13 protein-coding genes and 1 tRNA gene are annotated in these 12,696 nt (G+C 72.6%); 13 read left to right on the top strand and 1 reads right to left on the bottom strand.

The annotated features are described in order from the left end of the window. The first annotated feature begins 346 nt into the window (after positions 1 to 346). From proB to ABD385_RS15095, 5 genes are all read left to right on the top strand, one after another. On the top strand, positions 347 to 1,444 hold the full coding sequence (proB, locus tag ABD385_RS15115) for a glutamate 5-kinase (RefSeq protein ID WP_344576130.1): 1,098 nt from the start codon (positions 347 to 349) through the stop codon (positions 1,442 to 1,444). Positions 1,445 to 1,679: 235 nt separating this feature from the next. Further along, positions 1,680 to 2,180, top strand: a complete 501-nt coding sequence (locus ABD385_RS15110) for a hypothetical protein (protein WP_344575817.1) — start codon at positions 1,680 to 1,682, stop codon at positions 2,178 to 2,180. A gap of 190 nt (positions 2,181 to 2,370) precedes the next feature. After that, positions 2,371 to 3,639 (top strand): glutamate-5-semialdehyde dehydrogenase, encoded by a 1,269-nt coding sequence (locus ABD385_RS15105; RefSeq protein WP_344575816.1) that lies wholly within the window; start codon positions 2,371 to 2,373, stop codon positions 3,637 to 3,639. A gap of 86 nt (positions 3,640 to 3,725) precedes the next feature. After that, positions 3,726 to 4,343: an SCO2584 family spore wall biosynthesis protein gene (locus ABD385_RS15100; protein WP_344575815.1), complete on the top strand. Its 618-nt coding sequence runs from the start codon at positions 3,726 to 3,728 to the stop codon at positions 4,341 to 4,343. 58 nt (positions 4,344 to 4,401) lie between these two features. Further along, on the top strand, positions 4,402 to 5,526 hold the full coding sequence (locus tag ABD385_RS15095; protein ID WP_344575812.1) for an SCO2583 family membrane protein: 1,125 nt from the start codon (positions 4,402 to 4,404) through the stop codon (positions 5,524 to 5,526). On the opposite strand, the gene ABD385_RS15090 is transcribed toward ABD385_RS15095, so the two are convergent. Then, positions 5,489 to 6,580, bottom strand: coding sequence for a M48 family metallopeptidase (locus ABD385_RS15090; RefSeq protein ID WP_344575810.1), 1,092 nt, complete (start codon positions 6,578 to 6,580; stop codon positions 5,489 to 5,491). The two genes, ABD385_RS15095 and ABD385_RS15090, sit on opposite strands and share 38 nt — an antisense overlap. 130 nt (positions 6,581 to 6,710) lie before the next feature. Here ABD385_RS15090 and ABD385_RS15085 point away from each other — a divergent pair, with 130 nt between their 5' ends. The 8 genes from ABD385_RS15085 to ABD385_RS15050 all read left to right on the top strand — a co-directional run bounded on the left by ABD385_RS15085 (position 6,711) and on the right by ABD385_RS15050 (position 12,515). Continuing rightward, positions 6,711 to 6,860, top strand: a complete 150-nt coding sequence (locus ABD385_RS15085) for a hypothetical protein (RefSeq protein ID WP_344575808.1) — start codon at positions 6,711 to 6,713, stop codon at positions 6,858 to 6,860. A 418-nt stretch (positions 6,861 to 7,278) separates the two neighbouring features. Then, positions 7,279 to 7,890, top strand: coding sequence for a nicotinate-nucleotide adenylyltransferase (nadD, locus tag ABD385_RS15080; RefSeq protein WP_344575807.1), 612 nt, complete (start codon positions 7,279 to 7,281; stop codon positions 7,888 to 7,890). 24 nt (positions 7,891 to 7,914) lie between these two features. Next, positions 7,915 to 9,804: an LCP family protein gene (locus ABD385_RS15075; RefSeq protein WP_344575804.1), complete on the top strand. Its 1,890-nt coding sequence runs from the start codon at positions 7,915 to 7,917 to the stop codon at positions 9,802 to 9,804. Positions 9,805 to 10,012: 208 nt separating this feature from the next. After that, positions 10,013 to 10,447: a ribosome silencing factor gene (rsfS, locus tag ABD385_RS15070; RefSeq protein ID WP_344575802.1), complete on the top strand. Its 435-nt coding sequence runs from the start codon at positions 10,013 to 10,015 to the stop codon at positions 10,445 to 10,447. After that, a complete protein-coding gene (locus tag ABD385_RS15065; RefSeq protein WP_344576129.1) occupies positions 10,444 to 11,097 on the top strand; it encodes a histidine phosphatase family protein in 654 nt (217 codons plus the stop codon). The genes rsfS and ABD385_RS15065 overlap by 4 nt, the downstream gene beginning before the upstream one ends. Positions 11,098 to 11,210: 113 nt before the next feature. Beyond that, positions 11,211 to 11,283, top strand: a tRNA-Ala gene (locus tag ABD385_RS15060). An 818-nt stretch (positions 11,284 to 12,101) separates the two neighbouring features. Continuing rightward, entirely contained in the window at positions 12,102 to 12,278 is a 177-nt protein-coding gene (locus ABD385_RS15055) for a hypothetical protein (RefSeq protein ID WP_344575792.1), read from the top strand. Between the two features lie 3 nt (positions 12,279 to 12,281). Next, the gene (locus tag ABD385_RS15050; protein WP_016573211.1) at positions 12,282 to 12,515 is read left to right on the top strand and encodes a hypothetical protein; all 234 of its coding nucleotides are present in this window, start codon (positions 12,282 to 12,284) and stop codon (positions 12,513 to 12,515) included. The last annotated feature ends 181 nt before the right edge of the window (positions 12,516 to 12,696 follow it).

The raw sequence follows: 12,696 nt of genomic DNA, 5'->3' as shown, positions 1-12,696 counted from the left end.
GACAATCTGCTGTGGCTCTCTTCGCCGCGAAACGGACCAATCGAACGCAACCTTCGAGTGTCATTCTCCGTCTTAGTTCTTTTCGGCCCGACTTCGTTTCCGACCCGCCGGTCGCCCGGCCCCGCTGTCCGCCGGGGCGTCCGCCAGGCGATATGGCGAGGCGCCCGCCGAGGCCGCTGCCGTAGATTTGCCGCTGTACGGGCTTCCGTACGGCAGAGGGATCGGCGAGCACAGGGGTATGCAGGTGGCTGCGGCAACGCGAGGCGAAGGGGCGGCCCGGAAGGCCACGACCGAGGGCGGTGACGGGGCGGGGACGCCGTCCACCGGCGGACGGGGCCGGGAGGGCGTGGCGGACGCCCGCCGCATCGTGGTGAAGGTCGGCTCGTCCTCGCTGACCACGGCCGCCGGAGGGCTGGACGCCGACCGGGTCGACGCCCTGGTGGACGTCCTCGCCAAGTACCAGGACAAGGAGGTCGTGCTGGTCTCCTCGGGGGCCATCGCCGCCGGCCTGGCCCCCCTGGGGCTCGACCGCCGCCCCCGCGACCTCGCCCGGCAGCAGGCCGCCGCGAGCGTCGGCCAGGGCCTGCTGGTCGCCCGCTACACCGCGTCCTTCGCCCGGTACGGCCGCCGGGTCGGCCAGGTGCTGCTCACCGCCGACGACACCAGCCGCCGGGCCCACTACCGCAACGCCTGCCGCACACTCGACCAGCTGCTGGCCATGGGGGCGGTGCCGATCGTCAACGAGAACGACACCGTCGCCACCGACGAGATCCGCTTCGGCGACAACGACCGGCTGGCCGCCCTCGTCGCCCACCTCGTCCGCGCCGACCTGCTGATCCTCCTCTCCGACGTGGACGGTCTGTACGACGGCGACCCGTCCCTGCCCGGTACGTCCCGGATAGACCAGGTCAGCGGCCCCAAGGACCTGGAGGGCATCTCCATCGGGAGCACCGGCAAGTCCGGCGTCGGGACCGGCGGCATGGTCACCAAGGTCGAGGCGGCCCGGATCGCGGCCGCGGCCGGCATCCCGGTCGTGCTCACCTCCGCCGTGCACGCCGCGGACGCGCTGGCCGGCGCCACCACCGGCACCCACTTCCTGCGCACCGGCCGCCGCACCGCCGACCGGCTGCTGTGGCTGGCCCACGCCTCCGCGCCGCAGGGCGCCCTGGTGCTGGACGACGGCGCGGTGCAGGCCGTCGTCGAACGGAACTCCTCGCTGCTGCCCGCCGGCATCTGCGCCGTCGAGGGCGACTTCTCCGCCGGGGACCCGGTCGAGCTGCGGGACGCGGGCGGTCGCGCGGTCGCCCGTGGGGTGGTCAACTTCGACGCCCGGGAAATCCCCCGATTGATTGGTCGTTCCACCCGGGATCTGGCCCGCGAGCTCGGACCGGCGTATGAGCGCGAGGTCGTGCACCGCGACGACTTGGTGCTGCTCCAGCACTGAACCGCCGCTGACGGGTGCCCGGTGCGGCCGGCCCGGCGCCGGGCTTCATCAGCCTTTCACCGGGGACCTTCGGCAAAACGGCCCCGCGAGCGGCCGCGGGCTGGTCAACTTTGTTGCGGGGGCGCCGCAGCAAAGCGGCGCCCGCAGCGCGCGAGCGCAGACGTCGAAGGACGACCGCACCAGTCGGCTCCGCACCGTGGAGGGGCGGAGCGATTCGCATCACAGGAGGCCGCCGGTGACACGAGGGCGCCCAGGGGCTCCGGCCCGAGGGACGGCGGAGCGCACACTGACCAGCGTCAGGACCGGACGGAGCGCCGCCCTGCCGGACGAGCCCGGCAGGCGTGCGGAACGGGACCGGACGGCGCCGCGGGCGCGGGAGGGCGAGCGCCGGGAGACGTCCCGGCTGTGGCACGTCACCCTCAGCGTCTCGGGCGCCGAGGCCCCTTTGAAGGAGGTCCGGCGGGCGCTCGAACAGCTCGCCCACGACCACCCGTTCCTGCTGACCAGCCGCTACGCCAACGACCACGCCGAGATCCGGTACTGGGAGGAGGCCCGGGACCTGCACGATGCGGCGGCCGTCGCCCTCCGCCTGTGGGGCGAACACCGCTCGACGGCCAAGCTGCCGCCCTGGGAGATCGTCGGCCTGGAGGTCATCGACCGGGAGACCTACCACCAGCGCGTCGCCGAGGGCTACGGGCCGCCGCCGGCCTCACCGGTCGGCGTGCACCCCTACTAGGAACGCCCCGACTGCTCCGCGCCCCGGCCCCACCGGGGCCCATCGGACGGCCCGCGGGGGACGCGACCCCCGCGGCGCCGTAGCGCACCGGCCCGCACGACGGTCCACCGGTCGCACCGCCGGTGTGACCGGCGTCCCGCTCTGTGGGATCCGGCGCGGCCGCCGTCCGGCGCGGCGTTAGGCTGCGGCCATGACCAGCAGCGCATCCCCGTCCTCGCCCGTCCTCGACACCGCCCGCCGCGCCAAGGAGGCAGCCGCCGTCCTGGCCCCGCTGCCGCGCACGGCCCGCGACGGGGCGCTGCTCGCCATCGCCGACGCCCTGGTGGCGCAGACCGACGCCCTGGTGGCGGCCAACGCCCAGGACGTCGAGAAGGCCCGGGCCGCCGGCACCTCCGCGTCGATCGTGGACCGCCTCACCCTCACCCCCGACCGGATCGCCGCCATCGCCGACGACGTCCGCAAGGTCGTCGGGCTGCCCGACCCGGTCGGCGAAGTGCTGCGCGGCTCGACCCTGCCCAACGGCCTCGACCTGCGCCAGGTCCGCGTCCCGCTCGGCGTGGTCGGCATCATCTACGAGGCCCGGCCCAACGTGACGGTGGACGCCGCCGCCCTCTGCCTGAAGTCCGGCAACGCCGTGCTGCTGCGCGGCTCCTCCTCCGCCTACGCCTCCAACAGCGCGCTGGTGGACGTGTTGCGGGGCGCCGTCGAGAGCGCCGGGCTGCCCGCCGACGCCGTCCAGCTGGTGCCCGGCGAGAGCCGGGACTCGGTACGCGAGTTGATGCGCGCCCGCGGCCTGGTCGACGTGCTGATCCCGCGCGGCGGCGCCGCCCTGATCCGCACGGTCGTCGAGGAGTCCACCGTGCCCGTCATCGAGACCGGCACCGGCAACTGCCACGTCTACGTCGACGAAGCCGCCGACCTCGACATGGCGATCGACATCCTGGTCAACTCCAAGGCCCAGCGCCCCAGCGTCTGCAACGCCGCCGAGACGGTGCTGGTGCACGCCGGCATCGCCGAGAAGTTCCTGCCGCGCGCCCTGGAGGCGCTGACCCAGGCCGGCGTGGTGGTGCACGGCGACGCCGCCTGGCAGCAGGTCGGCCCCGGCCTGGTCGCCCCGGTCACCGACGAGGACTGGGCGACCGAATACCTCTCCTACGACATCGCGGCCGCCGTGGTGCCCGACCTGGACGCCGCGGTGGCGCACATCCGCCGCTGGTCCTCCGGTCACACCGAGGCGATCGTCACCGGCTCGCAGGCGGCCGCCCGCCGCTTCACCCAGTTGGTGGATTCCACGACGGTCGCGGTCAACGCCTCGACCCGCTTCACCGACGGCGGCCAGTTCGGCTTCGGCGCCGAGATCGGCATCTCCACCCAGAAGCTGCACGCCCGTGGCCCCATGGGCCTGCCCGAGCTGACGTCCACGAAGTACATCGTCACGGGCGACGGCCACACCCGCTGATCCCACCGGGCGGACGGCCCCGTTCCGCCGCTATCCGACCGCTTCGCTCCCTGCCCAAAAGGTCCGGCCGGGGCTACTCTGGACGGGTGCCGGACGACGTGGGGGGCAAGCCGTTCCCGGACGGCGAAGAGCCCGACGAGCACCACCACGGGAGCCACGGACGAGCGGACGAGGAGTTCGCTTCCGTGGTCTTCGACGAGGAATTCGTACGGTCCGCGACGATCCACGAGCCCTCGGCGGTCGAGCGGATGTTGGCCGCCGCCGAGGCGCGCGCGGAGGCCGAGGCGGCCGCCCGCCCGGGGGGCGGTTTCGGACCGGACGACGACTACGACCACGACGCCGCCGCCGCGCGCCTCGGTGACCGCGCCGCCTCTCCGCCGGACGACCCCTACGGTCCCTACGGCGGGTCCCTGCGCCCCTACCGCGGCACCGCCCGGTGGCACCGCCCCATCGCCTGGGTGCTGGCCGTCGTGATGGGTGTCGGACTGGTGGCGCTGGCCTTCAGCGCCGTCTACCGCGGCGCCGCCGGCCGCGGGCAGAGCCCCGCGCCGCCGGCCAGCACCACCGGCGTCGACGCCCCGTCCTCCGGCGCGCCCCCCAAGGGCGGCCGGGACTCCCTGCGGGCGCCGCGTCCCGGCGTGTCGACGGCCGGCTCCGCGGAACCGCTGCGCCCGTCGTTCTCCGCGGGCACCGGGCCACGCTGACCGAAGTTGGCGTGCACTCCCGCGTTTACGTCGGCCCCGTCAGACCTACCCTTGTTGTATGACCGGGCCTGGTGACCCTCCCGAAGGGACGCCCGACGGCGCCCCGGGAGGCGGTGACGACGAGTACCGATCCGTGGTCTTCGACGAGCGGTTCGTGCGTGCCGCGCGCCTGCAGGAGTTCTCCGCCGACGAGCGGCTGGGGGAGCACCACGCACCGGCGGTGAAGATCCGCCACGCATGGTTGCGGCTGGGCGGATCCCGGCAGGCGGTCCTGCTGGTGCTGCTGATCGTGCTGGCCTTCGGCACCGCGGTCTACATGGGCGTCCGCCATCCGTACAAGGCCCCCGAGCCGGTCCGGGCCGAGCCGTTGCGGTCCTCGGTGGTGCCGCTGGCGCCGCCCGCTGCCGTACCGGGCGCGACCCCCACCGACCTCTTCGCGCACAGCCCGGCGGCCGACTACCGGATCGGGGCGGCCGGCATCAACCTGCCGTCCGTCCAGCGCAGTGCGCACTTCTCCGACGGCCAGATCGTCTCCGCGCTGGCCATCGCCAAGGACTACCTCGTCCGCTCCTCGGTGGACCCGGCCACCCTCACCGGCGGCTCCGTGCGGCCCGTCCGGCTGCTGCTGGACACCGGCCAACTCGACCAGTTCGACCGGAGCCTCGCGCACCCCGACGACAACGGGCGGGACGCGGCGACCGGCTGGCTGGTCCGCTTCGACGCGAAGCAGCTCCGCCTCGCCGACCGCAACGTCCGCGTCAACGGCACGCTGGACGCAACGGAGTTGAGCCCGGACACCCTCGACGTCGCCGCCGACTACACCTTCGTCTACGCGGTGGAGCCGGCCCCGGGCGCCCCGGTGGACGCCGCCGGGCAGCACACCGGCACGCCCACGGCGGGCGCCGCCTCGCTCGTCACCGTCCGGCGCCAACTGCACTTCCGGATCGGCCGGGACGACCTCGCCGACCACCGCCTGGCGGTCGTGCAGAGCAGCCTGCAGGCCGGGCCGATGAACTGCTCCTCGGACCCGGCCGACACGCTGCACCCGCTGCTCGCCGGGCAGCACGCGGGCCCCGACCGGCCCGCCGGCACCGACCCCTACGCGCAGGGCCGGGTCAACGCCGCGCTCTGCGGCGAGCTGTCGGCTACTTCCCAGCCGACTCCGAGCCGTCCGATCCGCTAGTGCCGTTGGTGCCGTTCCCGTTCGGTCGCGTGCCGAACACCGTGTCGCGGAGCTTGCCGCCCAAGTCGCCGGCACCGCCCGCGATGTCCCGCACCAGGCCCATCAGCGGGTCCTTGCTGGTGCGCACCGAGTCGGCGTAGTGCGCCGCGGAGTCCTTGAACGAGTCGGACACCGAGGCGTCCTTGTCCTCGTCGCGGCGCGGGTAGTGGCCGTCCATGATGCGCTGGTAGTCGCGGCTCTCGGCCCACTTCTTCAGCTCGGCGGCCCGCACGGTGGTGAACGGGTGGCTGCGCGGCAGGAGGTTGAGGATCTTCAGGACGGAGTCGCGCAGGTCGCCCCCGGACTCGTACTCCTCGGCCTGCTTGAGGAACGCGTCGACGTTCATCTCGTGCAGGTGGTTGCCGCCGGCCAGCTTCATCAGGCCGCGCATCGACGCCTGGAGGTCCTGCCCGACCAACAGGCCGGCCCGGTCGGCCGACAGCTCCGACTTGCGGAACCACTCGCGCAGCGCCGTCACGATCGCCATGACCGCGACGTTGCCGAGCGGGATCCAGGCCACCTTGGTGGCGAGGTTGGTCAGGAACAGCAGGATCGTGCGGTAGACCGCGTGCCCCGAGAGGGCGTGGCCCACCTCGTGGCCGACGACGGCCCGCATCTCCTCCTCGTCGAGCAGCTCGACCAGGCCGGTCGTCACGACGATGATCGGCTCGTCCAGGCCGATGCACATGGCGTTGGGCTGCGGGTCCTGGTTGACGTACATCGGCGGGACCTTCTCCAGGTCCAGGACGTAGCAGGCGTCGCGCAGCATGGCGTGGAGATGGGCGAACTGCTGGTCGCTGACACGGACCGAGTCCGACAGGAAGAGCAGCCGCAGACTGCGCTCCGGCAGCAGACCGCTGAGCGTCTTGAAGACGGTGTCGAACCCGGTCAGCTTGCGCAGCGCGACCAGCGCCGAGCGATCTGCCGGGTGCTCGTAGGACCGCGACGAGATGCCGGGGAACCGCTTGCGGTTCCGGCTCGGGGTGTTCGCGTCGCTGCCTGGGCTCTCCGTCATTGGGGCCTCCCCCTGTTCGACTGCGTGTGATTCAGCCTAGAGGACGCCACTGACAGGCGAATGGATGCCCGGGCGTACGCTGGCGTGCGGACCAATGCCCGCCAGGCCCGTACAAAAGGGAGCCACCACCATGCCGCATCCGAGTCTGCTGCTCGCCGCCGCCGAGAACGCTCAGAACGGCGGCCCCGGCTGGATCCTGCGCACCGTGATCATCGTCGGCGTGGTGGGTGCCGCGCTGCTCGCGTGGATCCTGCTGCGCGGCTACGGCAACCAGGACTGACGCCGGCAACGGGCAGCGGCGACCGCAGCGGACCGGCGCTCGCCGGGGGCCGGTGCCGAGCCGACCCACGCCGGCCCCCGGATCGGTCCGGGAGGCCGGTGGGACGCCTTCGGGCGGAGTCGGCGTGAGCCCCCGGTGACGTGGCGCTTACGATGTGGCGGAAGCCTCTGTCCTCGCCCCCGCCCGGATTGGTACCGCCAACGATGAGCCTGAACTCCGCTGCACAGTCCCTGGTATCCCTCGCCGAAGCGGGGCACGAAGGTGGCCAGCACGCCAGCCTGAGCCCCTACGTCACCGGTGGAAGCGCCCTTTTCATCCTGCTTCTCCTGCTCTGGATCACGACCCGCTTCAACCGCGACCGCTAAGCCTTCCCGCCCCGGCCCCCGGCACCGCGTCCCGCCAAGTAGGGTCTGCACGCATGGGAGAGCACACAGGGCCCGTGAAGCGGCGGCTGGGCGTGATGGGCGGCACTTTCGACCCGATCCATCACGGACACCTGGTCGCCGCCAGCGAGGTGGCCAGTCAGTTCCACCTCGACGAGGTCGTTTTTGTGCCCACGGGGCACCCGTGGCAGAAGAGCCACAAGACGGTGTCCCCGGCTGAGGACCGCTATCTGATGACGGTCATCGCGACCGCGTCCAATCCGCAGTTCGCCGTCAGCCGGATCGACATCGACCGCGGCGGCAAGACGTACACGATAGACACGCTCCGTGACCTGCGGGCGGAGCACTGCGACGCAGATCTGTTCTTCATCACCGGTGCCGACGCGCTCAGCCAGATCCTGACCTGGCACGACGCGGCGGAGCTGGTGTCGCTCGCCCACTTCATCGGGGTGACCCGGCCCGGCCACGTTCTCGCGGACCCCGGGCTGCCCGAGGGGGCGGTGTCCCTGGTCGAGGTGCCCGCGCTGGCCATCTCCTCGACCGACTGCCGGGCGCGCGTCGCCCAGGGGGATCCGGTCTGGTACCTCGTACCGGACGGTGTGGTGCGCTACATCGACAAAAAGCAGCTGTACCGCGACGACCGCTGACGGGGCAGACGAAAAGGGGCACCGGTGAGCGACCGACACGATCCGTACGGGCCGAAGGACCCACATCCCCAGGACCCGTACGCCCCTCAGCAGGGGCAGCACGGGCAGCAGGGACAGGGCTACACCTACGACGCGTACGGCCGGCCGGTGTCCCACGAGGCGCCGCAGCAGTACGAAGCGCAGCAGCAGTACGGGCAGCAGTCCTACGACCCCTACGGGCAGCCGGCCGGCTCCGGCGCCCAGCCCGGCTACGACCCCTACGACCCCTACGGGCAGCAGGGCGGTCAGGGGCCGCCCGCCCACCAGCCGTACCAGGGACAGCAGTCCGAGTACGGCTACGACGGGTACGGCGGTCAGCAGGTCCAGCAGCAGACCGGCTACCCCCAGCAGTACGACCCGTACGCCCAGCCCCGACAGGCGCCCCCGCAACAGCCGCCCCAGCAGGCGGACTGGATCCCCCAGCAGGCCCCGCAGCCGCCGTACGAGCAGTTCTCCTACGGGGACCAGCAGCCGCACCCCGGGCCGGCGCCCCACGAGCAGCCCCAGTACGCGCGGGCTCCCCAGACGCCGGCCGGCTCGGCGCCGGCGGCCGCCCCGGTGGAGCCGCCCGCGCCCGCCGACCCCAGGGGCGCCGCGGCTCCCGGGGGCGGGGTGGACGCCGAGGAGTACCACACCGAGCAGTTCTCCTTCGTGGAGGAGCCGGACGACGACTCCGAAGACGTCATCGACTGGCTGAAGTTCACCGAGAGCCGCACCGAGCGGCGCGAGGAGGCCAAGCGGCGCGGCCGCAGCCGGCTCATCGCGCTCTCGGTGGTCCTGGCCCTCCTGGTGGTCGGCGGCGTCGGCTACCTGTGGTGGGCGGGCAAGCTGCCGGGGCTGGCCGGCGCCGGCGGCGGAGCCGCGGCCGAGGCCAGCGGGCAGAAGCGTGACGTGCTGGTGGTGAACCTGCGGGACACCAAGTCCGGCAACACCTCCACCGCCCTCCTGGTGGACAACGAGACCACCCACAAGGGCACCACCCTCCTGCTGCCAAACAGCCTCATCGTCACCAAGGACGACGGCACCACCACGACGCTCGGCAAGTCCGTCAAGGACGACGGCACCGACGCGACCCGCGAGGCCCTCAACACCCTCCTGGGCGCCGACCTCAACGCCAGCTGGCGGCTGGACACCCCCTACCTGGAGAACCTCGTCGAGACGGTCGGCGGGATCACCGTCGACACCGACGCCGCCGTCCCCGGCGCCAAGAAGAGCGACCCCCCGGTCGTCAAACAGGGCACCGGCCAGCTCCTCAACGGGCAGGCGGCCGTCGCCTACGCCACCTACCAGGGCCCGGGGGACACCCAGGCCAAGCAACTGGCGCGGTTCGGGCAGGTCATGCAGGCCACGCTGGCGAAGGTCTCCAGCGACGCGGACGGCGCGACCGCCACCGTGAAGTCCCTGCTCCAGATCCTCGACCCGCCGCTCACCGAAGCCCAGCTGGGCAGCTCGCTGGCCCAGCGGGCCGAGCTGGCGAAGACCGGCAAGTACAGCACCGAGGCCCTTCCCGTGCAGGCCGACGGGACGATCAGCCAGAGCACCGCGGCCGGCGTCGTCAAGGACGTCCTGGGCGGCACGGTCAAGAAGACCTCGCCGGGCGTGACCCCGCGGATCGCGGTCCGCAACGCCTCCGGCGACAAGGCCGCCACCGGCAAGGCCCAGGTGGCACTGCTCAACGGTGGCTACACCTTCGTCGACGGCGGCAGCGGCTCCACCGCGGCCACCTCCCAGGTGACCTACGCCGACGCCCCGCAGCGGGCCAAGGCCGCCGAGGTCGCCAAGACGCTCGGCCTGCCCGCGGGCGCCGTGCAGCAGGGCAAGGTCGCCGCCAACGCGGACATCGCGGTGGTCCTGGGCCAGGACTACAAGGGCTGACCGCACGCCGGACCGCGCAGTTGACCAGGCAGGATGCCGGGACCTCCCGGTGGGGCGGAAATCCCCGCCGGGAGTGTCGGTGGTCCGTGAGACCCTTGAGGGGTACCTGACCGCCGATCCGGCCGCCCAGGACCACCGGTGCGCCTCGGCTGTGCCGCGCGTCCTGCGTCTCGGCCGGAGCCGGCTCCCCCGACCCGGAAAGCCGCTTGTGACCGCCACGGACCGTTCCCTCGAGCTCATCAACGCCGCCGCCCTTGCAGCGGCCGACAAGCTCGCGCACGACATCATCGCGTACGACGTCAGCGACGTCCTCTCGATCACCGACGCCTTCCTGCTGGCCTCCGCGCCCAGCGACCGCCAGGTGAAGGCGATCGTCGACGAGATCGAGGAGCGCCTCAACAAGGACCTCGGCGCCAAGCCGGTCCGCCGCGAGGGCGACCGCGAAGCCCGCTGGGTGCTCCTCGACTACGTCGACATCGTCGTCCACGTCCAGCACAGCGAGGAGCGGGTGTTCTACGCCCTGGAGCGCCTGTGGAAGGACTGCCCGGAGATCGACCTGCCCGAGGAGGCCAAGGCCACCCGTGGCAAGGCCGCGGAGCACTCCCGGACCACCGCGGTCGACGAGGACGGAGACCTGCACTGAACGGCACCAAGGGCGGCCGGGGCCGCCGCGTCGTCCTGTGGCGCCACGGTCAGACGTCGTGGAACCTGGAGCGCCGCTTCCAGGGTTCGACCGACATCGAGCTGACCGAGACCGGCGTCGCCCAGGCCCGTCGCGCCGCCCGGCTGCTGGCTGCCCTGCAACCGGACGCCATCGTCGCCTCCGACCTGCGCCGGGCCGCGGCGACGGCCGGCGAGCTGGCCGCCCTGACGCGACTGGAGGTGTCCCACGACGCCGCGCTGCGGGAGACCTACGCGGGCGCCTGGCAGGGCCTGACGCACGAGGAGATCCTCGCTCAGTACGGCGAGCAGTACGCCGCCTGGAAGCGCGGTGAGCCGGTGCGCCGCGGTGGCGGCGAACTGGAGACCGAGGTCGCCGACCGGGCCGCCCCGATCGTCCTCCACCACGCCGACAAGCTGCCGGACGACGGCACGCTGGTCGTCGTCAGCCACGGTGGCACCATCCGCACCACCATCGGGCGGCTGCTCGGCCTGGAGTCGCACCACTGGGAGGGCCTGGGCGGCCTGTCGAACTGCTGCTGGTCCGTGTTGGGCGAGGGTGCCCGCGGCTGGCGGCTGCTGGAGCACAACGCCGGCACCCTGCCGGAGCCGGTGCTCGGCGACGACGACTGAGTCCCCGGAGCGGGCCGGTCGGTCCGGATTTCACATCTGGGCAGGTCGCAGGCTAAAGTTCTTCTTGTTCGCGGCGCCGCCGGGGAAAACCCCGGAGGAACGGAACAAGACCCGGGGCTATAGCTCAGTTGGTAGAGCGCCTGCATGGCATGCAGGAGGTCAGGAGTTCAATTCTCCTTAGCTCCACAGCCCGGAAGATCCCGCCTCCTTCAGGAGGCGGGATCTTTGCGTTATGGGCGGGCGGTGCAGCCGCCCGGGCGTCGCGCACGGGTGACCCGAGGTCGTACCGGAAGCCGGAAGGCCGCCCGCCGGCTTTCCGCTGGCGCGTGAGCCATGCCACTGGTCCAGTGATGGGCGGCCCGTCGAGTGCGGTGGCGTCGTGCTCCGGCCTTCGCTCCGGGGCCGCGCGGGTCCCTCGGGGGCGGGTCGGTGGTGCGCGGGGGGATGGACTGTGCCGGATCGCAGTGTTGGAGCGCCTCTGTGCGGTTGCTGGTGCGGGACGGCGTCCTCGGGCGCCGGCGGGCGGGCGTGGCCCGGTGCTGGCCCGTGACTGTCGAGCGGTGGCCACGGGGCGTCGGGTTGGGTGCGAGGGCGTCGTCACGGGCGCTGTGGAGCTCTGTGGGGCGCTGTGGGCGGCGACACCGGGTCGTCGGGTGCTGGATGGCGTACCTGCACCCGTTGCACGGGAGGAGCGCGGCCGACGCCTGCCGACGTCACGTCAGTTCCGCCGCCCACTGCGGGACTTGGCGTTGGTGGCGGCTCCCGGAGGGCGGTGCGCGGTGACTCGGCCGGCTCCGGCTCCGGCGGGAACCTCGCTTTTCCGGACGCTCTTCCTGAACCGGTTGACGGCGGCAGGGGGAGCGCCGGGGGTGCGGGGGAGCGTTCTCGCACCGGCCGGCGCGGCGTCGCCCACGGGGCGGGTGGGGATGGTCCGCAGCCGGACCTGACCTGGTGGGCGGTCCGTGGCAGAATCGGACGGCGCCGCCAGGGGAGGAGAGATCGCGATGCCCGCCAGCATCCTTGGGCAGGTCGACGACCCGCCCGGCCCGACCGCCGCGTGCGATGCCGCGGAGGTGACCCTCCAGTGCCCCGCGTGCGGCTCCTCGCACGTTGCTCAGGTGCTGGGTGACAACGGCGGAGTTTCCTTCGTCTGTACGGCCTGCGGCCACAGTTGGAGCTGATGGATGGGCGCCCACAGCAGGAAGTGCGACTGGTGCGGCAGCGGCACGCCGATCGTCCGCGACATGGAACCGGTCAATGCCGACTACCAGTACTGGTGCGAGGAATGCGCGCGCGCCCTGGTCATAAAGGGCGACCCCATCGAGACCTACCGCGAGCTCGAAGGGGAGCCGATCTACGGTCGGCTGCTGGAGGAACACTGCACGCTGAAACGGTTCTATTCCTTCGCCACCGCTTGAGTCGGCGCGTGCGCGGGGCCGTTTCAGAACGAACCTGAGCCGCCCCAAGCGGTCACTTTCCGGCTCGCATTGGGCAGGTGCGAACACTTTCGCTCGATTCCGATGGTTCGGAATTCCCTTGGAACGGCGCGGTGTTCACGTGTCGCAACCTGCTGCCGAAACGGTCGGCCGCGGGACCGCG

Origin of the sequence: Streptomyces lunalinharesii (genome assembly GCF_039532155.1) — a bacterium.
Lineage (GTDB): Bacteria > Actinomycetota > Actinomycetes > Streptomycetales > Streptomycetaceae > Streptomyces > Streptomyces lunalinharesii.
Note: the sequence above shows the minus strand (reverse complement) of the source record. Positions and strands in the feature narration are given on the sequence as shown.

What these genes read in the sequence shown, in the direction of transcription:
- ABD385_RS15105 (WP_344575816.1), top strand. Translation starts at nt 2,371, where the DNA reads ATGACCAGCAGCGCATCCCCGTCCTCGCCCGTCCTCGACACCGCCCGC.
- ABD385_RS15095 (WP_344575812.1), top strand. Translation starts at nt 4,402, where the DNA reads ATGACCGGGCCTGGTGACCCTCCCGAAGGGACGCCCGACGGCGCCCCG.
- ABD385_RS15090 (WP_344575810.1), bottom strand. Translation starts at nt 6,580, where the DNA reads ATGACGGAGAGCCCAGGCAGCGACGCGAACACCCCGAGCCGGAACCGC.
- ABD385_RS15085 (WP_344575808.1), top strand. Translation starts at nt 6,711, where the DNA reads ATGCCGCATCCGAGTCTGCTGCTCGCCGCCGCCGAGAACGCTCAGAAC.
- nadD (WP_344575807.1), top strand. Translation starts at nt 7,279, where the DNA reads ATGGGAGAGCACACAGGGCCCGTGAAGCGGCGGCTGGGCGTGATGGGC.
- ABD385_RS15055 (WP_344575792.1), top strand. Translation starts at nt 12,102, where the DNA reads ATGCCCGCCAGCATCCTTGGGCAGGTCGACGACCCGCCCGGCCCGACC.
- ABD385_RS15050 (WP_016573211.1), top strand. Translation starts at nt 12,282, where the DNA reads ATGGGCGCCCACAGCAGGAAGTGCGACTGGTGCGGCAGCGGCACGCCG.